Raw genomic sequence first — 23169 nt, 5'->3', positions numbered from 1 at the left:
TTTTCATCCCCCCCCCCCCCGCCACTCTTCAGGCGTGTTGCAATTGACCAGGTGTCGCTCGTCGGCCTCGGCGAGTATCAGTTCAGCCCCGCCAAGCGCACCATGCAGTGCCCGCAACGAGCGGGCACGTCGCGGCCGGCTGGCGAGATCCGTGATCACGGCACGTACGCCGACGTCCAGCCGCAGGCACAGCGGCAACATATGTCCCGCCCAGATCGCGCAGGGTGCTCCGTCGCCCGCCGTAACCGCGGCGGCCAGCCGTCGCAACAGCGACGCCGTCAGCAGCGGCATGTCCACGGCGACCAGCAGGTAGACCCCATCCGGCTGCGTCTGCGCCAGCGTCAGCAGGCCACCGAGCGGGCCCAAGTCCGTCTGTTGATCCGGCATCCCGTCAATGCCCGGATACGGTCCGCTGACCAGCACGCGAGCGGCCCCTGCCTGCCGCAACCGTTCCCGCATGTGCTCCAGCAGCGGCTGGCCATGCCATGACAGGCCAGCCTTGTCGGTCCCCATGCGCGAAGAGCGGCCACCGGCAAGCACGACCCCGTGGAGCACGGACGAGGGCTCAGCCGTGCGCGTGGCCAGCATGCGGCCGGACCCCGACGTCTTCATGCTGCGTTTCGCACAGCGAACAGCCCTCGCTCCATTCGCTGCTGCCATCCTGGTAGTGTTCCTGCTTCCAGATCGGGCTGCCGTGCTTGACCCCCTCGATGAGCTGACGGCAGGCACCGAATGCCTCGCCCCGATGCGGAGTCCCTGCGGCAACGACCACCGCGACGTCACCGACGTTCAGCCGTCCCTTGGCGTGGGCGACATAAATCCTGACGCGGGGGCCGAATTGCACCTGCGCGCGCCGGGCGATCTCCTCGAAGGTCACCAGGGCCAGCTCGTCGAAGATGTCGTAGCTGACGCCGGTGACGACGCGGCCCTGGTTGAGGTCGCGCACCCGGCCGACGAACATCGCGAAACCGCCAAAGCCCGGATCAGAAACAAACTCCAGCGCCGTGGCCGGATCGACCCGGTCGTGCGCGACGTCCACGACGACACCACGAAACCCGTCCATCTCAGCCTCCACCCACGGGCGGCAACACCACGATCCGCTCACCCTCCGGCAACGGCTCGTGGTCGCGCAGGATGCACGTTGCGCTGGCAAACGCCGAACGCTCCATCAGCCCCTGCTTGAACCCTACCCAATGCGCGCTGCCGTGCGCCGACAGGGCACGGCGCAGGTCGGACACCCGCGAAGCTGCCGGAATCTCCAGCGCCACCAATGCGTCGGGCTCGAAGTCGCGGAACGCGCCAAACAGGCTGACTTCGATTTTCATATTGCACTCCTGATCATCGGCGTCTGGAGGTGTCCCAGCCCGTATACGTCGACCAAAGACCCCGCGTCGCAGGCCTCGGCGTTCTCGGACACCACCACCCAGGCGTTGGCATCGAGCAGCGGCAGGATGCGAAACGACTCCTGCCCCGGCAACACCTTGGCATGCAACTGGCCATCGCCCGTCAGTGCCACCTTCCCCTTGAGGAAACATCGCAGCGGGACCCGTCTGTCGAAACGGCCCCGCAACGGCAACCGCAGCGGTCGTTCCAGCGGCAGGCCAAGCATCTTGCGCAATGCCGGTTCAACGAAGAAACGCATGCCCACGGCACTGGACACCGGGTTGCCCGGCAGCCCGAAGAACAGGGCCTCGCCGGGCAGGCTCGCAAAGAGCAACGGCTTGCCCGGACGAATTCGTACCTTGTGGAAATGGATCGCCGCGCCGCACCCGATCAGCGCCTCCGGCACAAAGTCATGGCGCCCCATCGAGACGGCGCCCGTACTGAGCACCACGTCCGAGCCAGCCGCCAGTGCATGCTCCAACGCCTGCAGGAACGTGGACGGCTCATCACCCACGGTCTGCTGGTACACCACGTCGGCGCCGGCCGAAGCGATCCGGGCGGCGAGAAACGGGCCGTTGCTGTTACGGATCTGTCCCGATTGCAGCGGCTGCGCGGGATCATCCACCAGTTCGCGGCCGGTGCAAATCAGCGCCACGCGCGGACGTCGCACCACCGCCACCTCGGCAATACCCAGGGCGGCCAGTAGTGCCAGGTGCTGTGCCTGCAGCAGTTCACCTGCTGCCATAACCTCGGCATCGCGCGGAACATCCTCGCCACGCCGGCGCACATGTTCCCCGGCCTCGACGTCGACCCCCAGCCGGATGCGCAAGGGACGGCCGACCCCATTCCGTTCGATGACCTCGACCAGCTCCACCGGTACGACCGTGTCCATGCCGGCCGGCAGGCAGGCGCCGGTCATGATCTCCCAGGCACCACCGTCAGCCTGCACCCAGGCGTCTCCCGCGGCCTGCGCTCCCGCCACCACGTATTCGCTGCCGCAGGGAAGTCGCGCGCCGCCGGCGCACAGCGCGAAACCATCCATTGCCGTGTTGTCGAATGGCGGCAGGTCGGTTGGGCTGACCACCGGCCGGGCCAGAACCTGTTCAAGCGCGTGCATGGACGGACAGTCCCGGGTCTCCAGCCGGTGCGACCGGGCGAGAATGCCCGCCAGCGCATCGTAGTAGCCGATCATGCGTGGGCCTCGCCGTCCACCATCGCCAGTGCGTGAGCCAATAGAGGTGCCAAGATTTCCATGCCTTGCTGGACGGCCCGCGGACTACCCGGCAGCGCAAACACCAGCATGCGTCCCACCTGCACCACCTCAGCGCGGCTCAGCCAGGCCAGTGGCGTGTGACGGGCACTTTCGCTGCGGAACATCTCGGCCAGCCCGGGGATGCGACGATCGGCGACCTGGGCGAGCGCTTCGGGCGTAACGTCCCGCGGCCCCAGGCCAGTACCGCCCGTGCAAAGACACAAACGTATCTGCGCGTCCGCCAGCGTTCGCAACCGCGTGGCCAGCGGCTCCAGGCCGTCGGGCAACAACTCGACGTGCTCCACCGATGCTCCCATCTGCCTGAGACGGTCCAGCAGCAGCGGGCCCGCACGATCAGCATAGGTGCCGGCGTGCGCACGGTCGCTGAGCGTGATCACCGCGCACGGCACATCGTCCAGGCGCCCGATGTCGCGCGGCCGGTAATGCGCCTGTTCCGCTTCGCTCATGCCTTCCGGATGCCGCCACAATCCGCTCTTGCCCCCTTCCTTGAACAACAGCCGGATACCACTGATGGCCAGCGCCGGCTCAACCGGCTTGCTCAGGTCATACAGCGTCAACAGGGCCGCGCTGATCCCAGCCAGCGCCTCCATTTCCACGCCGCTGCGCGCCTCGGTAGCCACCTCGCAATACACGCGGACCGCCTGACGTTCAGCCACCGGCTCGCAACGCACGCGCACCAGTTCCAGTGGCAACGGGTGACACAACGGCATCAGCGCCGACGCCTGCTTGGCTCCCTGCAACCCGGCGATCTCGGCCATCACCAGGGCATCGCCCTTGGGCAGGCGGCGCTCGACGATCAACGGCCACGCCACCGGTCCGGCAGCCAATTCGCCCACGGCCACAGCGCGCCTGCGGGTCGGACGCTTGTCGCGGATATCGGCCATGTGGAAAGCGGCCGGATGTTCCGTCGCAACAGGCATGGTCATCCTCCAATCGATGCCAAGTGCGAGGTGATCCCGGTCAGTCCCTGGTGCAAACCGTGACCGGCTGCCTTAAGACCCAACTGGGCGGCGATGTGTGCGACCAGCGCATCGTGGTCGGCATCGGACTGCAGCAGCGGCCGCAGCGAGATACCGAAGTCACCGAACAGGCACAAGCGCAAGTCACCGCGCGCAGTGACCCGCAGGCGGTTGCAGCCCACGCAGAAATCCCTGGCGTACGGCGTGATCACGCCGATGCGCCCGCGATAGTCCGGATGGACATACTCGTGCGCGGGCCCGGCATCCGGCGCCCGCTCACGCAGCCGCCAACCGTCGGCCAGCAAGTGCTGTTGCAGCGATTCGGCGCGAACATGATGACGTTCGAAGAATTCGCGATTGTCGCCGGTGCGCATCAGTTCGATGAAACGCACCGCCAGGTCACGCTCGCGCAGATACGCCAGCCATGCCGGAAGCTCGTCGTCGTTGTGCCCGCGCAGCAGCACGGCGTTGATCTTCACGGCGTCGAAGCCGAGTTCCAGCGCCTGCTCTATACCCTCGGTAACCTCGACGAAACGGTCATGCCCCGTGATGGCCTGGTAACGCACGGCATCGAGGCTGTCGAGGCTGACGTTCAACGCCGTCAGTCCCGCCTCGCGCCAGCCGCACACATGGCGCGGCAAGCGGCAGCCGTTGGTGGTCAGCGCAACCCGACGAATCCCCGGTATCCCGGCCACGGTGGCAATGATCGCGGCCAGATCTTTGCGCAGGCTCGGCTCGCCGCCGGTCAGCCGGATCTTGCTCATGCCCAGTGCGGCAAACCCACGCACCAGTCGCTCGATCTCGGCCAGGCCGAGGAAGCCGGCGCCACCAGTCGCCCGGTAGCCATCGGGCAGACAATAGGTGCAGCGATAATTGCACGCCTCAGTCAACGACAGGCGCAAATAGGGGAAGGAACGCCCATGTTGGTCAAGCAGAGCCCGCATCGCTCCTTCACTCCATTCGGAAAACCCCTGATGGTTTTCGATCAACCCACCGTGAAGCGTCCTCACGAGGGCGCTCGATCGCGGACCCGCCTGGGCGGTTCCACGAAACTGTCTTTAGACTAACGCGCCGTTATCCACGCACAATTGATCGATATCAAACGCGGGTGCGGCACGTTGTCACGACCATGCGCAGCCGGCACGGTGGCGCGATAGTTTCCAGACACCTCAACGAACCACAGCCACGGCGATGACCCTAGCCAGCTTCCAAGATCTTCTCGACGCCAGCCGGCAACAGCCGCAGCCGCAGCGATTGCTATTCACCTTTACGCGGATCGAATTGCCGGAAGCGGCCACCGAGGCCCAGCGTACGCGCGTGTCAGCAAGCGAGGGGGGCAATCTGTCGCCCAGTCTGTGCGTGGACAAGGCACCGGACGAAGTCACCAGCTTCGCTGCCCTGGTGGAGGAGTCGATAGCTACCGGGCAACATTGGGACGTCGTGTTCGTCGCAAGCCTTTCCGGCCGCGCGGGCGTTGCGCCATCCTCGGACGAGGCCGTGCAGCCGCTGCGCTTCATGGTCAATGCGATCAACAACGGACGCGTGTCCGAGTTCGCCGCATTCGACCGCGAAGGGCACGTACTGCAGTTCTTTTGATCCGCTACAGCGCAAGAAAGAACACCATCAACACGGTATTGATGGCCCATGTCACGGTCAACGCCCGCGCCAGCACGCCGTAACGCGCATCGGTGGTGTTGGGCGCAGCATGCCAGACCATCGCCACGATCCATGCGGTGTAAGCCAGCAACACCACCAGCAGGCCACGCACGATGCCGCGCACGCCATCACCGACCATCAGCCACGCGATAACGCCCCACAACACGCAGCTGGGGATCACGCCATAAAGCCAGAACACCTTCCACAGCGGCGTCCTGCCGGCAAGACGCACCAGCCACGATGCCCGCGTCATCGACGCCCCTGCCCGTGTTGCGAGATCAAGGAACTCCAGAACATGTTCATCGCCCCCGTAATCATCAGATCCCTCCCGGTACACGGGCACAAGATCATTCACGGCCGTATTCTGACACCGGCGAAGACCAGCGGCGACGGGCAAGTTCGCTGATACTCCGCAGGCTTGATTTTTCCGGAGGCGATACGCTTCATGCAAAAGCACAACGGCGGTGAAACGCAGCAGAAGGAAATCCAAAGCTGCGACTCCTGGCTTGATCAACTGCGCCAGCACGTACCGGAGGTTTCTCCTGCCGAGGCACTGGCACAGCAGGCCCTTGGCGCCCTGCTGGTCGACGTACGCGAGGATGCCGAACGCGCGGCCGGCACGGTAGCCCATGCACTGGGTCTTTCCCGGGGCTTCCTCGAGCTGCGCATCGAACAGCTGCAGGCGGATCACGACCGCCCCATGATCCTGCTATGTGCCGGAGGACAACGTTCGCTGCTCGCCGCCGAGTCGCTTCGGCGCCTGGGTTACCGCCACGTAAGCTCGGTGGCCGGAGGGTTCACGCGCTGGAAAACGGAAGGCCTGCCTACGGTCGCCAGCACGCTCGACCCGGATGCCGCAGAGCGTTACGCACGCCAATTGCAGCTGCCGCAGGTCGGCGAGAAGGGACAAGCCAGGCTAGCCTCTGCAAAGGTGGTGATACTCGGTGCCGGTGGGCTAGGTGCACCCGTGGCCCTCTATCTCGCCGCCGCGGGTGTGGGCCGACTGACCTTGATCGACGACGACAAGGTGGAGCGCTCCAACCTGCACCGGCAGATCGTCCACGCCGATGCGCGCGTGGGCATGAGCAAGACCGAATCGGCGCGGATCGCACTGCAGGCACTCAATCCGCGCATCCGTATCGAAACACACGCCGAGCGGCTGGGCGCCGGCAATGTGGAACGGCTGCTTGCAGGCAATGATCTGCTGATCGACGGCGCCGACAACTTTCCCACGCGTTACCTGCTGGCAACCGCCTCGTTGCGCCTGAGGATACCGATGATTTATGGAGCTGTGGAGCGTTTCAGCGGGCAGCTCGGCGTGTTCGATCCACGCCGCGACGATTCACCCTGTTACCGCTGCCTGTTCCCCATACCGCCGGCCGCCACCGATGCTCCCAATTGCAGTGAAGCCGGTGTGCTTGGCGTGCTTCCCGGCATTGTCGGTTTGCTGCAAGCGACAGAGGCGCTGAAGTTGATTCTTGGCCTGGGTGAGCCATTGACCGGCTATCTGCTCAGCTTTGACGCATTGAACATGCATTTCCACAAGATACGGCTTCCTCGCAACCCGCTTTGTCCAGGTTGCTCCGACCATACCCCCTTCATGGGCTACCAACAGATCGAAGCTTCCTGTTCGTCCAGCTAATAGAAGAACGCTCCTGATTTCCCGCATCACGCTTCCAAGGTTGCGAGCCGATAACTCAGAGGCGGCGTCCGCGCCGCCGCGACGATGAGTCGTGGTACCAGCACCGCCAGATCGAAGCGCCGGTTGAAGCGGTAGCAAAATTCGGATACGTAACGCTGCAGGTACTTCGGACGCAGAGCGTGGTAGGTGCCCATGTATCGCATTCTTGATGTTGCCCAACATCGTATTGATCCACCAGAAGGTCGGGTGTCCTTCGCTGGGTGGACCACCGCCGGGGACGAGAGGAACATGCGTGCAATCGGCCGCCCGGAAAGCAGTTCAGTCCATCGGACACCACCGCGGCGCTAGGCACCCAATGGCGCTTCGCCCATGCCGCCAGCACCGTTTTGCGAAACGTGTAATGACCCAGCACTTCCTGCACAGGTCAGGCCGCTAAAGTATAAGCCTCGGTGGGGCTCTTCATGCCCAGCGCCTGATGGGGGCGCCGGTGGTTGTAGAACTGGATCCAGTCGCCAATCACACGCATCATCGATCTGCACGATGCCACCAAGCGCCTGATCGCGGTCGCGCTCAACCATCGCCTGCATCAGCTTATGCTTGAGCAGCCACGCCGTGTTGTACGACACGCCCAGCTGCCAGTGCAGTGGCAGGGCCGAGATGCCGTTCTCGTGTTGTGTCAGCAGGTAGCTTGGTTTCGGCGAACAGCGTGCCGCTGGTCAGCGCGAGATGCGACCAATTTCACATCAGCGCCGACGAAGCGAAATTATTGGGTGCCCTGGGTGTAACGGTTCGGCGGGCATCGGCTTTTCGCCAAGTAGAACTGTGCAACTTAGACTGTCACCCTCTACGCTAAGTTGGAGGTCGGCGTCGAAAGCGGCCTCTCCCCGCGAGTACCGGTCGCCATTGTTTGGCCTGGAAGGTGCCGCTTCTAAAAACTTGAAGCGGCACCCCAAACCCTTACGTGCTTACAGTTCTCGACTACAAAGCGGATACCGTGGAACGCTGCTTGAACGGGTGATCCGTGACATGACTCAGCATCAGAGTTGAACCGTTCCAAGCACTGTCTTCGTGACTTTCCGATGCTCCGGAAACGGGGTTGAAACGCGACATGGCTTCGATCAACTGCTGCGCCTCACGACTCACGCTTACACCCTCTCCAAAGCGCGCGACGCTATCTATGCTGCGAACATGCGATTCACGATGGATGGAACCCTGCTCGCTCGGCCAATCCCATAGTGCGGCGTGGAGACGTCCGCGCTTGTCCAAAAGGACATCGGAATACGTGCTGTCGGTTACCGAATAGGCGGCATCGTTCGTTCCGAACGCCATGGCCTGAGCATCTGGCGCAAGACTCATGGCAGACATTGACGACGGCGAGAAGCTGGCCGCCGTGAAACCTGCAGGTAACGGCGTGAGCAAGCTTCCAAATTGCGAGGCGGGAATGGCGTAGCCGTCGCTGGGCTGCACATAGCTGATGGCAAGATCGCCACCCAGGAAGTGGTTCTGCACACGCACCTGCTGGGCTTCGTCACCGTCCACCAGGACGATCAGGTCGTCCCCGCTGCGATGGAAGCTCAATCGCGCGCGGTTGACGCCATTGAAGAACAGCCAATCGGTGCCGCCGCCGGTGTTGTCGATCACGTCGCCGCCGGAATCGGCCTGCCAGACGTACTTGTCGTTGCCGGCACCACCAAGGAGCAGGTCGTTGCCGTCCTCACCCACCAGGGTGTCGACACCGGCACCGCCGATCAGGATGTCGTTACCCGAGCCGCTGAAGGAGCCGTTGCCACCGGACAGGTAATCGTCACCGTCACCGCCGACGAACTTGTCGTCACCGCCGAAACCGAAGATGGTGTCGTTACCGCCCAGCCCGTGGATGAGGTCGCGCCCGTTCGTGCCGAGCAATTGCTCCCCAGCGGCAGTGCCATCGACGGTGGTGGTGTAGTCACTGTCATTGCCGGGTTCCCCCGGCGTACCGGGATCGCCGCCGTCGCCGCCCACCAGGGCATTAATCGCGGCAGTATCGAGCATCGAACCACCGGCCGGCTGCACGTAGTCGATTGCGTAGTCGCCACCCAGGAAATGGTTGGTGATACGCACCGTGCTGCTGGCGTTGTCGTCCACCGTGATCAGCAGATCATCGCCATCGCGGCTGAAGCCCAACTGCGACGCGGTGATGCCGTCGTTGAAGAACACGCCGTCGAAGCCGCCATCGGTGTTGTCGATGGTGTCCTGCCCGCCGCCATAGACGTAGCTGTCGTCACCCGCACCCCCGAGGAGCATGTTGGTGCCATCCTCAGCGCTCAAGGTGTCGCTGCCAGCCCCGCCTTCCAGGCGATCCGCGCCTGAGCCGCTGCCGCTGCCACCACCGCCGGCAAGGTAGTCGTCGCCATCGCCGCCCTGCAGCGTGTCGTCGCCAGCCAAGCCAAACAGCTGATCGTCGCCGGCCAGTCCCTTGATCAGGTCCTTGCCGGCACTGCCTACCAGTTGCTCCGCGGCGGCCGTGCCTTCGATAACCTGATCGTACTGGCCGCCGGTGCTGCCGCCGGCCACGATCTGGTTGATCTGCGCCGTCGTCAGCATGAAGCCCCCATCGGGCTGCACGTAGTCGATCGCCGCGTCGCCACCAAGGAAGTGGTTCGTCACGCGCACCGAGGGTGCCGTGGCGGCATCCACGAAGATCAACAAGTCGTCGCCGTCCCGGCCAAAGGACAGCCGATCGCGGTTCACGCCGTTGGTGAAGAAGACGCCATCGTTGCCGCCGCCGGTGTTGTCGACCACATCGCTGCCGCTGGTCGCGTCGAAGACGTACTTGTCGTCGCCGGTGCCACCGATCAGCAGGTCGTCGCCACCGCCGGCGACCATGGTGTCGCTGCCGCCCATACCGTTCAGGACATTGCTGTCGTCGTTGCCTGCCAGATAGTTGTCCAGCGCATTACCGGTGCCGTCGATGGCACCGGCACCATCCATCAGGAACAGGTTCTCGATATTGGCGGAAAGCGTGTACGAAGCTGTCGTCTGCACCTGGTCGGTGCCTGCATTCGCATCCTCAGTCACGATGTCAGCCGAGTCGTCGGTGATGTAGACGTCATTGCCCGCGCCACCTTCCAACTGGTCGATCCCGGCACCGCCGTCGAGGTAGTCGTTGCCGCCGTCGCCCGTCAGACGGTCGCTGCCGTTGCCGCCAAACAGCGCATCGTCACCGGCCAGACCCTGTAGCAGATCATCACCATCCCAGCCGCCCAGCGTGTTATCGCCGGTGTTGCCAGTGATCGTATTGTCCAGCTCGTTGCCGTTGCCGGTGGTGACACCGCTGGCCAGGATCAGGTTCTCGACGTTGTCCTTGAGCACGAGATTGGTCTCGTAGCGGCGCTCGACCGTATCCAGCCCCTCATCGAGGTTCTCGTAGACCCAGTCGGCACTCGACTCTTCGATGAAGTAGTCGTTGCCTAATCCGCCATGCAGCGAATCGGCTCCCAAGCCGCCTTCCAGACGATTGTTACCATCGTTGCCGATCAGGACGTTGTCCTGATCGTTGCCGGTACCGTTGAGATTGGCCGTGCCCAACAGAGTGAGGTTTTCCAGCGTGGCACCCAGCACGTAGTCGATGCTCGACTCGACCGTGTCCGTGCCTTCGTCGGCGTTCTCGACAATCACGTCGCCGGCATCATCGACCACGTAGGTGTCGTTGCCGAGACCGCCAGTCATGCTGTCAGCGCCGCTGCCACCGTCGAGACGGTTGTCCTGCGAGTTGCCGACCAGCTCGTTGTCGCTGGCATTGCCGGTGCCGTCCGACGCCCCGCCACCTTCCGCCAGGACCAGCTTCTCGATGTTGTCGGACAGGGCGTAACTGCTGGTGGCGAATGCCACATCGTGCCCTTCCCCGGCCAGCTCGACGATTACGTCGTCCGGGGCGTCCACGGAGTAGGTGTCGTCGCCGGTACCGCCGCTCATCACGTCATTGCCGTAGCCACCGTCGAGCTGGTCGTTGCCCGCTCCGCCGATCAGGGTGTCGCTACCGCCGAAGCCGAACAGCGTGTCGTCGCCATCGCGCCCCGAGAGCATGTTGTCGCCGTTGTTGCCGACCAGCGCGTTGTCGAGCTCGTTGCCGGTGCCGTCGATGGCGGCACTTCCGGTGAGCTCCAGGCGCTCCACGTCAAGCGAAAGTATGTGTGAGACGCTGCTCCTGACGATGTCGTAGCCGCCGTTCGCCTGCTCGGTCACCACGTCGCCCACGTCTTCCACGACATAGATGTCGTCACCCGCACCGCCGGCGAGCTGATCCTGCCCCGTGCCGCCATCGAGCAGATCGTTGCCTTCGCCACCGCTCAACAGGTCGTTGCCGTCTTGGCCTTGCAGGACGTCGTTGCCTGTACCGCCGTCCAGATTGTCCGCGCCAGCGCCGCCGCGCAGCGCATCGTTGCCAGCCAGCCCCTCGATCGTGTTGTCCAGCGTATTGCCGAAGATGACGTCGTCCAGCGTGGTACCGGCCATGGACGCAGCATCCAGCGCAGCCATGTCCAGAACCCACACCTGGCCGTCGCCCATGTCAAGGCGAAGCCCATGCCTGGCAAGCTCGGTGACTGGATCGAAGAAATCTGCAAGCAAGATCCGGTCATCAGGAGAGTTGAGGAAATAAACACCGAGCGCGGTCTGCTCGCGCCGGAAAAAGACCTCGCCCAAAGGCAGCCCGGACAGGTAGATCGTGCTCAGGCCCTGCGTGTCGCTGATGATGTCGTGGCCGTCGCCCGCGGCGAAATGATAGAAGTCGTCACCTTCGCCGCCTTCGAGACGGTCGTCGCCGAAACCGCCAGCCAAGTGGTCGGTACCCGCCCCGCCGCGCAGGGTGTCGTTGCCTGCGCCGCCGTCCAGAGTGTCGTCGCCATCCTCGCCGTTTAATACGTCGTTGCCGACCTCACCGGTGGCTTGATCGTTGCCCGCGCCACCATAGACGATGTCGTCGCCGCTCTGGCCCTGTAGCATGTCATTGCCGCCATGGCCGTAGAGCGTGTCGTTGCCCTCGCCGCCAGCGAGGCTGTCGGTGGTTTCATAGCCGTGCAGGGTGTCGGCGCCGGTGGTCGCAGTCAGAACGAGCAGCTTTATCGTATCAACGTTCCACGCCGTTCCGTCGGCGAAGCGGATCTGATCCAACTGATACCCGCCGGCCACATCGCCGACGAAGTAATGGTTGACCGTGACCCGATCCTCGCTCCCGGCGAATGTCAGCACTAAGTGGTCTCCGCTGCGGCGTGCAGTGACCTGTGTCGGATCGATGCCCGCGCCGAACACTAGGGCATCGACACGACCAGCGCTGGCATCGTAGTTGTCGATGGTGTCTTGGCCATCGCCCGCGTTGAACGTATAGATGTCCGAACCGGCGCCACCTTGCAGCGCATCGTTGCCGAACCCTCCTTCGAGTATGTCGTCGCCGACACCGCCATTTAGCCAGTCGCCTCCGGTTCCACCTTGCAATGTGTCGCGCCCGGCGCCGCCGTCGAGCTCGTCGTTACCATCGCCACCGACCAGCAAGTCATCGCCGCTTGCGCCCTGCAATGAATCGTTGCCGGCGCCGCCGTCCAACTGATCGTCACCCTCGCCGCCGCGCAGACTGTCGGCGCCCAGGGCTCCGGCGAGCACGTCATTACCTGTCCCGCCGTCGAGGGTGTCGTTGCCATCGCCGCCGTCCAGCGTGTCGTTGCCGCCGTTGCCGAACAGGCCGTCGTTGCCGGCCAGACCGATCAGCACATCGCCGGAGGCATAACCGTTGATCACGTCGTCGCCGGCGGTCGCTTGCAACACCTGGGCCTTGATGTCGGCGATATCCCAGACGGTTCCATCGTGGAAAGCAATCTCGTCGACCGCCGTTCCGTCCGCGGCTTCCGCGTTGAAGTAGTTGGTCATGCGGACGCTGTCGCTGGCGGAAATCTGCAACAGCAGGTCGTTCCCGATGCGCTTGGCTGTGACCGTCGTCGGATCGATGCCCTCGCCGAACACCAGACGGTCTACCTTGCCGCTGGCCGCCTCGGCGGCATTGCTGATCACGTCGTTGCCGTGCCCAGCGTCGAACAGATAGGTATCGTTGCCGCGCCCGCCAACGAGAGAGTCGTTGCCGATGCCGCCGCTCAGTGTATCGGCGCCATCATCGCCCATCAGCTCGTCGTCGCCCGCGCCGCCGGACAGCTGGTCGTTGCCGGCCAGGCCGTGGATGTCGTCGTTGCCGGCCAGCGCATTGATGGTGTCGCCCGCCGCAGTGCCGAACACAAGATCGTTGCCCGAGGTGATCGAGGTGGCGGTGAGGATCGCCAGGATCTGTTGTTGGCTGAAGCTGGTTCCGTCGGCGAAGCGGATCAGCTCGATGGCACTGAAATCCACCGTGCCATCGAAGTCGAAAAAGTTGTCGATGCGCAATGAACCGCCGTCGCTGCCGTCCGCGTTCTTGACGTGGATCCAGACCGTGGTCGCATTGCGTGTAAACGTCAGATCGGCTTGGGTGATGCCTTCTCCCAGTACAACTTGGTCGAGCCCGCCACGATCAAGAATCGTGTCGTTACCGTGCCCGCGCGAGAAGTGGTAGCTGTCGCCGGTGACGGAGCCGTACAGACGGTCGTCGCCGGCCAATCCGAAAAAGATGCTGCCCGCGTCAGTGCCATATAGCGTATCGTTCCCAGCGGTGCCGATCCGACTACTGAAATCCAAGAATGGCGCCAGCTCTACGCTAGACGCGGCGATCGCCTGGAACGCAGCGTCGCGCTTGGCGCGGTAGCCGGAGGAATACATGCCCAGATCGGTCAGCACCGATAGGATGCCGGCAATCCGGTCCACTTGTCCGCTCGCGTACAGAGAGCTCAGCTTCCCCTGCAGGGAGTCCCAATCGACCGATGTTCCAAGCGAGTCGGAACCAAATGCGGATCGAATGATGTCCAGATCGTCCGCGTAGTCGGTTTGTGCCGCCAGTTGTGCGGCGGTGAACCGCTTGAACTCCAGATACTCGGCAATAAGCAATGGAGCTGCCTTGCCGTGCGGGTTCGGGTCGTGCTCACCCCAGCACCACACGCCCATATAATCGTGGCCGACGAGGTTTTCCAGCGTCACCAGCTGGCGTGCGTCCATTACGTGGCCGTAGACCTGCTTCGGATCGCGACTGTACGGATCAACGTCGTCTGCGCCTGCCCACCGGTAGATCAGATCGTCGAGCAGTTGATTCTTGATGGTGAAGTCTGTGGTGCCGATGTACTGCTCCAGCAAGGTCTTCAACTGAGGATCCAGAGCCATGGCTTGGCGCAGATCCTGTACCTTGCCGAAACCCTTTGCGTTCGGTAGGAATAGAACATCGGCCGTCAGGTCGATGTCTCCGCTGTTCACGCGTTCGCCGGCATCAATCTTGAACCAGACGTCCGCGGCGGTGGAAGCGGTGCCGTTGCTCAGTACCACCGTTGCCACCTGACGATGCTCGTGGCCATTCGTATCGACGTGCGTGGAATCGGCATAACTGGTACTGATCGAAGCGACGCCGGCCTCGGCCAGTGTCTGCAGCTCGCCTGCGTCGCTGATGCCATTGCTATTGAGGTCGCGCCACACCCGCAGCGAAGCGTAGGAAGCATCCTGCGCGTCGACCACACCGTCGCCGTTGTCGTCGAACTCGGCCAGGGCCTGAAAGCCGTTCTCGGCCTGTTCGCCGCTGGCCAGCACGCTATGGCTACCGAACAGTTCGGTACCGTTGCTGATGCGCTGGTCGCCGTTGCGGTCGTAGACCAGCAGACCATCGTCGGGGCTGACCCAGCCCGACGCTTCGCTCAGGCCATCGGCATCGTGGTCGAAATGGGTCGCGCCCAGCGCCAGCGTTTCCACGCCGTCGCCGTCCAGGTCGATGACGATGGGCGAAGTGCGCGTGGAAGCCTCATCGGTGCTGGGGCCCTCGTCGTCGTCATCGTCGTCGTCCCGCAGGACAATCTGTAGGCTGCTCTTGTCCTTGTCGTAGTTCTCGATGGTCAGGCCACCATTGATGACCAGCGTCGTCCCGTTGAGCACATAGACGTCGCCGCCGCCGTAGTAGACGTTCTCGGGATCGCCCTCGTTATGGGTGCCGCCCGCCAGCTGCTTGTTGCCACGGTAGACGACGCCTTTGCCGTCCGAATCATCGATCGTGTCCAGGTTGTCGATCTTGTAGACGTCGAACCCGTTACCACCTTTCAGCGTGTCGGTGTTACCACCGGCATCCAGGTAGTCCTTGCCGGCGGAACCGTAGAGTGTATCGTCGCCCCATCCGCCATATAGGCGGTTCTCGCTGGTGTCAGCGTCGTCGGCGCTAGAGCCCGCATAGAGCGTGTCGCCACCGTCACCGCCGTAGATTTCGTCCTTTCCAGCACCACCGCGGATGATGTCCGCGCCGTCCAGCCCAAAAATGAAATCGCCGCCGCCGCCTGTGGATATCTGGTCAGAACCTTCGCCGCCGATGACCACGTCGCTCTTGTCGTCGCTTTCCACAGCCATTTGTAGGCCCGCGCCGCCTGACTGAAGCGTGACGCGCTGGACCTGACCAAAGTCGGGCAAATGAGCTTCCTCATCGGCCAGCCAATCCTTGAGATTGGCCAGGAGCATGTCCTGACCCTTCCGGTCCGATCCGCCCGCGATCTTCGACAAATCCAGCGTGATTCCGCCCTGGACCGCGTCCACGAATTCTAGGGATGTGGATGGAGCCTGGAAGTAGTAGTACTCCGCCAGCGTCGCGAGCACACCTCGGTTAATGTCTTCCTCGAAGGCGGTTCCGCTGGTGCCGATCTTCTGCAGGTCCGCGCCCACCACGTCCAGGATGCCACTTCCACCCGTGCCGCTTGCCAGCTGCCTGTTGTGCAATGACGCCATGAAATCGCGTTTGTCCGACCGCGTATCCGCAGCGTACAAGCTGGTGTCACTGAAGACAGAGAACGCGCGGTTCTGCTCAATCAACCCCGTATTGAACGCCTGCGAACGCATAACCGAACTCAACAGATCCATCGAATGCAAGGAGATCGCCATCGAGCCCGGAATTGCCTCCAGAGCGGAGGGTGTACCGACCGCGTACTCATACGCTGTGCCTTGGATCGTGGGGAGGGTTAAACGCAAGTATTCGAGAACCTCGCCATCAGTGCTGTAGCTGACGACGTTTGGTTCTCTTTGCGAGAACAGCGCGCCTAGGCTGGACGTGTATGCGTCGAAGGCCGCATTGTTGTATCCGCTGGTGAGCAGGTAAGTCTGGAGCGCGCCGAGCAAGACATCGTTCCTAGCGCTCAGTTCGAAGGGTGCGGGATCGAACACCGTTGCCTGTAGGTCCAGGAAGACCGCCATCACCGAGGCCAGCCCGCCGCCGAGTGAGTGACCGGTCAGGCTGAAGGTAGCCCCAGGATTCTGTGCCATGATGCCGAGCACGAAATCCAGCGCCTCGGTGACTTGGAAGGCGCCCAAGCCAATACCAGCAGGAACATTAGAAGCCCAATCCATGGTCTCATTGGTGCCTGCGAACGAAATGACAATCTCATTTCCCCTCTGGTAGGCGCCCGCCGAAAAGCCCCACGTGTCGTCCTCCTGGCGGGAAATCTGCGTCCATCCGTCAGTGAGTGGCGTCCGGTTCTCATCTGATCGTGCGTATACATGCGTGGCCAACTGTGCGTATTCGAGGTTGCTTGTCATGGTTAGTCTCCTAAGTCCGCTTTACGAGAGATCACAATAATTTCGTTCCTCACGCCCCCACTTGCGCAGAATCTGCTGATACTTCCATCCGGCCGATCGCTGGCGAAATTCCTTGTCCGCGATCGTCACCAAGTCCGGCTCGCCATCCGTGCGAGGCCCCGTCAACAGGTTCGTTTTCCGATCGATGAATCTTTCTTCCAGCGGCACGCGCTTCCACGGAGAACCGTGGGTCGACTCGTACTCGATGTAGGGCGGCATCGGCCTTCCCAGCGCGTACCAGGTCTCGCAGTAGTAGAACGTCGCCACCATCGACCACGACTTGCTGGAAGTGTCGTAGTCGAGAAGCACCGGCACATAGGCGTCGCGCCATTCGGGCGGCGGCTCGATGCCGTCCGGTGCCTTGGTGATCGAAACCGACATTTCCACTGGGTCCCTCCAGCCCCCGGTCCCACCAAGCTCCGAGTATGTCCTGCCTTGTGCGGTGCGCTCGGCCATAACCATTTGCCCGTCTAAAAGCCGAACCTCTTCGGACCATTGAAGGTTTGCTTTATCGCAGCCAGCTAACACGATTGTGCTCGCGACAACCAATCCACATACCAGCCAGGAGGTCGTCCGGTAAATTGGTATTGAAGGCTCCCGGCATGAATCTTTTATGCAACGCACGCCCGTTCTCGACATAGCTTCATCACCCCTGCAATGCACGTTGTCGTGTCGTTTTTCGTCTAACGGGACAGGAACTCATTCGCCTGGCTACTGTGGACTTCACATGCCTCACACCATTCGCGCCAGATGACCGGCGCGTTCACGGTGGCGAGTCGGTATTTTCGTGCAAAGCCGATATGAAACGTTGGTCGCCATGAAGACACTTCCTTGAATGTGACCTAATTAGAGGTGTATGTCCGCAACGTCGTGGAAATTTCCGACCACCCGGCACGGGCTGTTTGATGGTTCTTTACCGCTCCCTCATCGACTCATCCACACCTCGCCGCAACGGATCGAGGATGTAGTCAATGACTCGTCGTTTTCCCGTATTGATCTCCGCAGTCAGTGACATTCCGGAAGTCAGGTTGACCGTGACGCCATCAATCACCAACACGGTTTTCTTCATCCTCACCCGCGCCTGATAGACCAATCCGAGCTTTTCGTCCTGGATGGCGTCGTGCGAGACACTTTCCACGACGCCATCGATATAGCCGTAGCGTGTGTACGGAAAGCTTTCGACCTTGATCGTAGCCCGCTGTCCAGGCTGCACGAAGCCGATGTCCTTGTTGAGCACCGTGGCTTCCACTTCCAGTTGCTCGTTTTCGGGCACGATGGACAGAAGGGGCTGAGCGGGCGTGACCACGCCACCGACGGTATGCACCGCAAGCTGTTGAACCATACCGGTCACTGGAGCGCGCAATTGCATGAGGGCATTGCGCTGGGTGGTCCTCGCTACCTCGGGCTCGAATTGCTGGATCTGCTCGCGTGCCTGACGCAACTCATCAAGCAACTGACGGCGTGTATCGGTCACGGTGACCGATAGCTCTTCCCTCGCTCCAGTGATGGCGGAGCGTAGTTCCGCTTGGCGGCTGCGTTGCCCAGCAAGGTCGCGATCGGCGTTGATGCGTTCCTGCTTGCGCTGCAGGTAGTCCTGCTTGGGAACGTAACCGTTGCCGAGCAGTTTTTCATAGTCCGCCACCCGAGTGCGCGAGATCTCCAGATACTGCTCAAGCGGAACAATCGCCGACTCGACCGTACGCAGCTCCGCCTGTTTCTGCGCAACCATCGCCTCAAGGCTCTGCTTCTTGGCCGCGAATGCAGCAAATTGACTGAGAGCCAGTTGCCGGGTGGCCTCAAACCGGTCCGCAGGCAGCCCGGCCTCGTCCGCCATCGCCGGAAGCTCTCCCGCCTCCATCGCCTTGACCAAGGCCGCGGATCTTGCGGCGGCAAGTCGAGCGCTGATCAATGCCTCTTCCGCCTTCTTGGTGTCGGCCGAAGTCGCGGTCGCATCCAGTTCGACGAGAAGCTCTCCTTGCTTCACCGTCTGGCCATCATGAACCAGTACGCGATGCACCACCGCCGTTTCGGCCGACTGAATCACCTTGGTGCGGCTGCTGGTGACTGTCTTCCCCAGTGCGACGGCAACGACATCGAGCTTGCCCACACAGGCCCAGAGCAATGCCACGGTGAACAGCGCCATGATGACCCACAGGCTCCGGCGTGGTGCCGGGGACAGGGGCGTGTCAGCCAACTCCAGATGTGCCGGCAGAAACGCCAGTTCCTCGCGCGTGCGCCGGATCGGCTCCAGGGCACGGCGCTCCGCCCATGCCACACGAAAGACCTGACCGTAGCGCCGAAGCACGTCCCCTATGGCGCCGACTCTGCTCGTCATGTGCGTCAGCCCTGCTGCAATTGGGAGAGGTGCGCGAAGTGCCCATCGGGGCGCTTCAGCAATTCATCGGGCGCGCCGGTTTCCACGATGCGCCCCTTGTCGACGACGACGATGCGGTTGGCATGACGCACGGTGGAAAGGCGGTGGGCGATGATCAGTACCGTGCGGCCCTGGCAGATGGAGCGCATGTTGGCCATCACCGCGCGCTCCGACTCGTAGTCCAATGCGCTGGTGGCTTCATCGAAAATGAGAATGCGTGGGTCGGCCACCAGTGCGCGGGCGATCGCGATGCGCTGGCGTTGGCCACCGGACAGGCTGGCGCCGTGTTCGCCGACAATCGTGTCGTAGCCCTGTGGAAGCTCCACGATGAATTCGTGGGCACCTGCCAATTCAGCCGCTCGAATGACTCGCTCCAGTGGCATGCCGGGATCGATCAGCGCGATGTTTTCGCGCACGCTGCGATTGAACAGGAAGTTCTCCTGCAGCACGACGCCCAGCTGGCGCCGCAGCCATGCGGGATCGGCCAGCGCCAGGTCGGTGCCGTCCACTAGAATCCGGCCGCGTTCGGGCACGTAGAGTCGCTGCACCAGCTTGGTCAGCGTGCTCTTGCCGGAACCGGAGCGGCCGACGATGCCGACCACCTCACCAGACTGGATGTCGAGGTTGATGCCCGCCAGCACTTCGGCGGTATCGGGGCGATAGCGGAAGCTGAGGTTTTCGAATGTCACCCTGCCTTGGATCGGCGGCAAGGCCATGCGGCTACCACCCGCTTCCGTGCGGGTATTGAGGATGTCGCCCATCCGCTCCATCGAAATGCCGACCTGCTGGAAGTCCTGCCACAGCTGCGCCAGGCGCACGATCGGCGTGGACACCTGACCCGACAGCATCGTGAAGGCGATCAACTGGCCGACCGACAGCGTGCCATCGATCACCATCTGGGCACCCCAGTACAGGACCGCGATGCTGACCAGTTTCTGCAGCAGCTGCACGCCCTGCTGGCCGATGTTGGCCAAGTGCGTCACCCGGAAGCCGGCGCTGACGTAGCCCGCCAACTGGCTATCCCAGGTGCGCACCATGCGCGGATCCACCGCCATCGCCTTGACGGTGCCGATGCCGGCGATCGTTTCGACCAGGAACGACTGGTTGTCCGCGCTGCGTACGAACTTCTCGTTGAGGCGGGCGCGCAGGGTCGGCGTGATGACCGCGGACCAGATCGCATACAACGGCAGCGAGATCACCACGATCAGGGTCAGCCAACCGCTGTAGAAGAACATCACCGCCAGGAAGACGAAGGTGAACAGCAGGTCCAGCACCGAGGTCAGGGTTTGGCCGGTCAGGAAGTTGCGGATGTTTTCCAGCTCGCGCACGCGGGCGATCGTGTCGCCTACGCGGCGCGATTCGAAGTAGGCCAGCGGCAACGCCAGGATGTGCCGGAACAGGCGAGCACCCAGCTCCACGTCGATGCGGCTGGTGGTATGCGCAAACACATACGTGCGCAGCCCCGAGAGCACCACATTGAACAGCGTGATGACCACCAGGCCGACCGTGATGACAGTCAATGTGGTCATCGCGTGGTGCACCAGTACCTTGTCCATCACCACCTGGAAAAACAGCGGTGTGACCAGGGCGAACAGCTGCAGGAAGAATGAGACGACCAGCACTTCCAGCAGCAGCTTGCGGTACTTCACCACCGCCGGAATGAACCAGCTGAAGTCGAACTTCGCCAGTTCGGCCACCATCGAGGCGCGCGAGGCGACCGTCAGCAGGCGGCCGTCATAACGAGCCAAGAGTTCCTGACGGGACAGGATGCTCGGGCGTTGGAGAGCGAGGTCATGGATGAGTACCTTCTCATCGTCGACCTTGGCCACGACGAACGCCGTGCCGTCGTTCATGAGGGCAAGCGCGGGCAGCGCCACGCGATCCAGGCGCTCGGCAGGTTGTCGGATTACTTTGGCCTTGAGGCCCAGTCGTTTCGCCGCGAGCAGTAGCGCGATCTCGTCGAAAGGCTGATTGCCCCTACCGGCGTCGTGCCGTAGTTGTGCCGCGTCGGCCGCGATACCGTGAAACTGGGCCAGCAACACCAGCCCTTGGAGCGGCTGATCGTTTGCGGCACCGGCCACTTCCGAAGTTTCAAGCTTTTCGCGTTGCGGTTCGTCGGCAAGATCATCGGCAGTTACTGCGGCATCCATGCTCAGCCTCGGTTTTCATACAAGACTTAGAGAGGCATGCACCCACCACGTAATACGCGGTTAAGGATCGGCCTCATCCCAGAGGGTCAATACCTGCTCTCAACACACTGCGTTCGCCCCTGCATTACGAAACGCAACATCATGCGAAACCGTAATTCCTTGCTCAGTCTGCGCGCAGGCCATGACAAACACAATTCGGTGTTTGTGAGGTAGATCGCAGTTGCAAGATGGGATCTGATCAAGAACCTGATGGCAGCTCACTGGGGCTTTGTGATGTCAGGCTTCCCTGATAAACATTGACGGCATGGGCCGACAAGGCCAGCCAGACAGAGCCGTCTGAATCACGGCGGAGCGCGCATCTTCACCGAGTTCCACTGGCCCAAGCGGTTAGGAAATTCCGGTTCGTTAGCCAATTTCCAGGGATAGCTAGCGCAAAAAAAGGGCCCGGAACATCGAGATAGCCTGTCCCTACCGCCGCCCCGACCGGAGCGCCTAAGAACCGCTTTGGGTCGAAGCAAACGCCCTACCCCTGATAACGCGTTGAATCTGCGAGGTCTTGGAACCACGCGGAACGGCCGATTGGTTGTGCCGCGTATCGCAACGCGCTACACTTCAGTATGATCATAGAGTTCCGTCACAAGGGATTGGAAACCCTCTACCGGACTGGCTCCGCTCGCGGCGTGCAGGCGGCGCATGCGCCCAAGCTCGGTCGCATTCTGGCCGCGCTCGATGCCGCTGCAACGCCGGCCGAACTGAATCAGCCCGGCTACAAGCTGCATCCTCTGAAAGTGACGCTCAAAGGCCACTGGTCAGTGTGGGTGAACGGCAACTGGCGCGTCACGTTCCGGTTTGTCGGCCAGGACGTCGAGCTGGTTGATTATCAGGACTACCATTGAACGAGGTTACCGCCATGATGAAGAATCCTCCGCACCCCGGCGAGCTGCTGCGCGAAGACGTGCTTGCGCCACTCGGCATTGAGGTCACCGATGCCGCGCAGCGGCTTGGCATGTCGCGCACAACGTTGTCGCGGATCATCAACGGGAGGGCCGGCATCAGCCCCGATCTAGCGCTCCGATTGGAGCGGGCAGGCGTCAGCACGGCGCGGTTCTGGATGACGCTGCAGGCCAACTATGAGTTGGCTCAAGCCGCGCAGCGAAAGCAGCCGAAGGTGCAGTCCCTACAAGACGCGGCGTAATACGCCAGTGGCCGCGTGCACGGCGTCAAGGCGTTAAGGCGTGACAACGCTCCCTAATCACCGGCTACCACGCGGGTCATGGGATCGGGTACTCAACGCAAGCTTCGAGAAGCTGCAGTTATCTTGCTGCGTCGGCAATGAGCGACCGCCCTGGTACCTCAGGTTCCGTAGAACTGAATGCCGCAATGACATAGTTCGGGCAGCGGCTCATCGGGAAGAACGCATGTCATCGTGACGGGAAGTGCCAACGGCGGCGGCACGGAACTTAGCTCCAGCGAGGTGAGCTGCACCATGCGTTCATCGTTCCCCTTGGTCACCACCAAGGTGAGTAGCAAGAAAACGTCCGAATTATCCGACCCGCGGTGAACCTCGACCAGATAGCCGGCTCGCACGGAGGGCTCACGCTCATATAGACCGCGGAGCACCAGCACCAAGGCATCCGTTGACACGGATGGCGGGCACGCCCCAACCTGCTCATTAGCCCCTAGCGTTTCTTTGGTAAAGGCGCCAAGCGGGCGGCCTTCCAAGAGAGCGCCGACCTCAGGCGGATAGAACGTCAACTGATCACGGTTCGGGTTGAGCATCAAGGTCGCACCGCGGGTCAGCTCAAAAAGCCGTCGCCCTGCCATGGCCATGATCGCCACCCTGCCTGCAGCTGCCACCTCGGCTTGTTCCCGCTCACTGAAAAACGGCAGCACCGTCTGTCCATTGTCAGGCCTGATGAACTGAATAAACCGGATGCGATCAGATGGCGCAGGTTCGATTGGAACGTGTGCATACACTGTGGCCTCCAAGAGTGCCTTGTAGAAGACCTGCTCGGCACCGACGATAT

General features: G+C 62.5%; 18 protein-coding genes. 4 read left to right on the top strand and 14 right to left on the bottom strand.

What is annotated here, in order from left to right:
• Positions 1 to 3: 3 nt before the first annotated feature.
• The 6 genes from RHOFW104R8_RS13065 to moaA are packed head-to-tail and all read right to left on the bottom strand — an operon-like array spanning position 4 to position 4559.
• On the bottom strand, positions 4 to 588 hold the full coding sequence (locus RHOFW104R8_RS13065) for a molybdenum cofactor guanylyltransferase (RefSeq protein WP_068205443.1): 585 nt from the start codon (positions 586 to 588) through the stop codon (positions 4 to 6).
• On the bottom strand, positions 566 to 1063 hold the full coding sequence (locus tag RHOFW104R8_RS13060; RefSeq protein WP_068091864.1) for a molybdenum cofactor biosynthesis protein MoaE: 498 nt from the start codon (positions 1061 to 1063) through the stop codon (positions 566 to 568). The genes RHOFW104R8_RS13065 and RHOFW104R8_RS13060 overlap by 23 nt, the downstream gene beginning before the upstream one ends.
• Before the next feature lies 1 nt (position 1064).
• The gene (locus tag RHOFW104R8_RS13055; protein ID WP_068091867.1) at positions 1065 to 1325 is read right to left on the bottom strand and encodes a MoaD/ThiS family protein; all 261 of its coding nucleotides are present in this window, start codon (positions 1323 to 1325) and stop codon (positions 1065 to 1067) included.
• The gene (gene glp / locus RHOFW104R8_RS13050) at positions 1322 to 2575 is read right to left on the bottom strand and encodes a gephyrin-like molybdotransferase Glp (protein ID WP_068091870.1); all 1254 of its coding nucleotides are present in this window, start codon (positions 2573 to 2575) and stop codon (positions 1322 to 1324) included. Before glp ends, RHOFW104R8_RS13055 begins: the two co-directional genes overlap by 4 nt.
• A complete protein-coding gene (gene moaCB, locus RHOFW104R8_RS13045) occupies positions 2572 to 3582 on the bottom strand; it encodes a bifunctional molybdenum cofactor biosynthesis protein MoaC/MoaB (protein ID WP_068091872.1) in 1011 nt (336 codons plus the stop codon). Before moaCB ends, glp begins: the two co-directional genes overlap by 4 nt.
• Positions 3579 to 4559, bottom strand: a complete 981-nt coding sequence (gene moaA / locus RHOFW104R8_RS13040) for a GTP 3',8-cyclase MoaA (RefSeq protein WP_068091874.1) — start codon at positions 4557 to 4559, stop codon at positions 3579 to 3581. The genes moaCB and moaA overlap by 4 nt, the downstream gene beginning before the upstream one ends.
• Positions 4560 to 4806: 247 nt before the next feature.
• On the opposite strand from moaA, the gene RHOFW104R8_RS13035 reads away from it, so the two are divergent.
• On the top strand, positions 4807 to 5211 hold the full coding sequence (locus tag RHOFW104R8_RS13035; RefSeq protein ID WP_068091879.1) for a ribonucleotide reductase subunit alpha: 405 nt from the start codon (positions 4807 to 4809) through the stop codon (positions 5209 to 5211).
• 4 nt (positions 5212 to 5215) lie between these two features.
• On the opposite strand, the gene RHOFW104R8_RS13030 is transcribed toward RHOFW104R8_RS13035, so the two are convergent.
• A complete protein-coding gene (locus RHOFW104R8_RS13030; RefSeq protein WP_235604293.1) occupies positions 5216 to 5626 on the bottom strand; it encodes a hypothetical protein in 411 nt (136 codons plus the stop codon).
• 90 nt (positions 5627 to 5716) lie between these two features.
• Between RHOFW104R8_RS13030 and moeB the strand changes: the two genes are divergently transcribed.
• Positions 5717 to 6913, top strand: a complete 1197-nt coding sequence (moeB, locus tag RHOFW104R8_RS13025; protein ID WP_068091971.1) for a molybdopterin-synthase adenylyltransferase MoeB — start codon at positions 5717 to 5719, stop codon at positions 6911 to 6913.
• 26 nt (positions 6914 to 6939) lie between these two features.
• Here moeB and RHOFW104R8_RS18035 read toward each other — a convergent pair whose 3' ends face one another.
• The 6 genes from RHOFW104R8_RS18035 to RHOFW104R8_RS13005 form a co-directional block, all read right to left on the bottom strand.
• Positions 6940 to 7203 carry a transposase gene (locus RHOFW104R8_RS18035; protein WP_082823626.1) on the bottom strand — a complete coding sequence of 88 codons (264 nt, stop codon included), beginning with the start codon at positions 7201 to 7203 and terminating at the stop codon, positions 6940 to 6942.
• A gap of 134 nt (positions 7204 to 7337) precedes the next feature.
• Positions 7338 to 7460, bottom strand: coding sequence for an integrase core domain-containing protein (locus tag RHOFW104R8_RS17040; protein WP_407071445.1), 123 nt, complete (start codon positions 7458 to 7460; stop codon positions 7338 to 7340).
• 431 nt (positions 7461 to 7891) lie between these two features.
• Positions 7892 to 16579 (bottom strand): calcium-binding protein, encoded by an 8688-nt coding sequence (locus RHOFW104R8_RS17975; RefSeq protein WP_153021665.1) that lies wholly within the window; start codon positions 16577 to 16579, stop codon positions 7892 to 7894.
• Between the two features lie 21 nt (positions 16580 to 16600).
• Positions 16601 to 16999 (bottom strand): hypothetical protein, encoded by a 399-nt coding sequence (locus RHOFW104R8_RS13015; RefSeq protein ID WP_068098617.1) that lies wholly within the window; start codon positions 16997 to 16999, stop codon positions 16601 to 16603.
• Positions 17000 to 17531: 532 nt separating this feature from the next.
• Positions 17532 to 18953, bottom strand: a complete 1422-nt coding sequence (locus RHOFW104R8_RS13010; protein ID WP_068091887.1) for an HlyD family type I secretion periplasmic adaptor subunit — start codon at positions 18951 to 18953, stop codon at positions 17532 to 17534.
• 5 nt (positions 18954 to 18958) lie between these two features.
• Positions 18959 to 21142: a type I secretion system permease/ATPase gene (locus RHOFW104R8_RS13005; RefSeq protein WP_082823625.1), complete on the bottom strand. Its 2184-nt coding sequence runs from the start codon at positions 21140 to 21142 to the stop codon at positions 18959 to 18961.
• Between the two features lie 617 nt (positions 21143 to 21759).
• On the opposite strand from RHOFW104R8_RS13005, the gene RHOFW104R8_RS13000 reads away from it, so the two are divergent.
• Together RHOFW104R8_RS13000 and RHOFW104R8_RS12995 are read left to right on the top strand one after the other, a co-directional pair.
• Entirely contained in the window at positions 21760 to 22038 is a 279-nt protein-coding gene (locus RHOFW104R8_RS13000; protein WP_068091889.1) for a type II toxin-antitoxin system RelE/ParE family toxin, read from the top strand.
• A gap of 14 nt (positions 22039 to 22052) precedes the next feature.
• On the top strand, positions 22053 to 22337 hold the full coding sequence (locus RHOFW104R8_RS12995) for a HigA family addiction module antitoxin (RefSeq protein WP_068091892.1): 285 nt from the start codon (positions 22053 to 22055) through the stop codon (positions 22335 to 22337).
• Positions 22338 to 22495: 158 nt separating this feature from the next.
• Here RHOFW104R8_RS12995 and RHOFW104R8_RS12990 read toward each other — a convergent pair.
• Positions 22496 to 23169: SseB family protein (locus tag RHOFW104R8_RS12990; protein WP_235605145.1), on the bottom strand; the 674-nt coding region annotated here is incomplete at its 5' end.

The sequence above is a fragment of the Rhodanobacter sp. FW104-R8 genome, from assembly GCF_001617365.1.
In the GTDB taxonomy this organism is placed as follows: Bacteria; Pseudomonadota; Gammaproteobacteria; order Xanthomonadales; family Rhodanobacteraceae; genus Rhodanobacter.
Note: the sequence above shows the minus strand (reverse complement) of the source record. Positions and strands in the feature narration are given on the sequence as shown.

Bases quoted from the DNA above. Each gene is read 5' to 3' on its own strand.
- RHOFW104R8_RS13065 (WP_068205443.1), bottom strand. From the start codon at position 588: ATGCTGGCCACGCGCACGGCTGAGCCCTCGTCCGTGCTCCACGGGGTC.
- RHOFW104R8_RS13060 (WP_068091864.1), bottom strand. From the start codon at position 1,063: ATGGACGGGTTTCGTGGTGTCGTCGTGGACGTCGCGCACGACCGGGTC.
- RHOFW104R8_RS13055 (WP_068091867.1), bottom strand. From the start codon at position 1,325: ATGAAAATCGAAGTCAGCCTGTTTGGCGCGTTCCGCGACTTCGAGCCC.
- glp (WP_068091870.1), bottom strand. From the start codon at position 2,575: ATGATCGGCTACTACGATGCGCTGGCGGGCATTCTCGCCCGGTCGCAC.
- moaCB (WP_068091872.1), bottom strand. From the start codon at position 3,582: ATGACCATGCCTGTTGCGACGGAACATCCGGCCGCTTTCCACATGGCC.
- moaA (WP_068091874.1), bottom strand. From the start codon at position 4,559: ATGCGGGCTCTGCTTGACCAACATGGGCGTTCCTTCCCCTATTTGCGC.
- RHOFW104R8_RS13035 (WP_068091879.1), top strand. From the start codon at position 4,807: ATGACCCTAGCCAGCTTCCAAGATCTTCTCGACGCCAGCCGGCAACAG.
- moeB (WP_068091971.1), top strand. From the start codon at position 5,717: ATGCAAAAGCACAACGGCGGTGAAACGCAGCAGAAGGAAATCCAAAGC.
- RHOFW104R8_RS18035 (WP_082823626.1), bottom strand. From the start codon at position 7,203: ATGTTCCTCTCGTCCCCGGCGGTGGTCCACCCAGCGAAGGACACCCGA.
- RHOFW104R8_RS17975 (WP_153021665.1), bottom strand. From the start codon at position 16,579: ATGACAAGCAACCTCGAATACGCACAGTTGGCCACGCATGTATACGCA.
- RHOFW104R8_RS13015 (WP_068098617.1), bottom strand. From the start codon at position 16,999: ATGTCGGTTTCGATCACCAAGGCACCGGACGGCATCGAGCCGCCGCCC.
- RHOFW104R8_RS13010 (WP_068091887.1), bottom strand. From the start codon at position 18,953: ATGACGAGCAGAGTCGGCGCCATAGGGGACGTGCTTCGGCGCTACGGT.
- RHOFW104R8_RS13005 (WP_082823625.1), bottom strand. From the start codon at position 21,142: ATGGATGCCGCAGTAACTGCCGATGATCTTGCCGACGAACCGCAACGC.
- RHOFW104R8_RS13000 (WP_068091889.1), top strand. From the start codon at position 21,760: ATGATCATAGAGTTCCGTCACAAGGGATTGGAAACCCTCTACCGGACT.
- RHOFW104R8_RS12995 (WP_068091892.1), top strand. From the start codon at position 22,053: ATGATGAAGAATCCTCCGCACCCCGGCGAGCTGCTGCGCGAAGACGTG.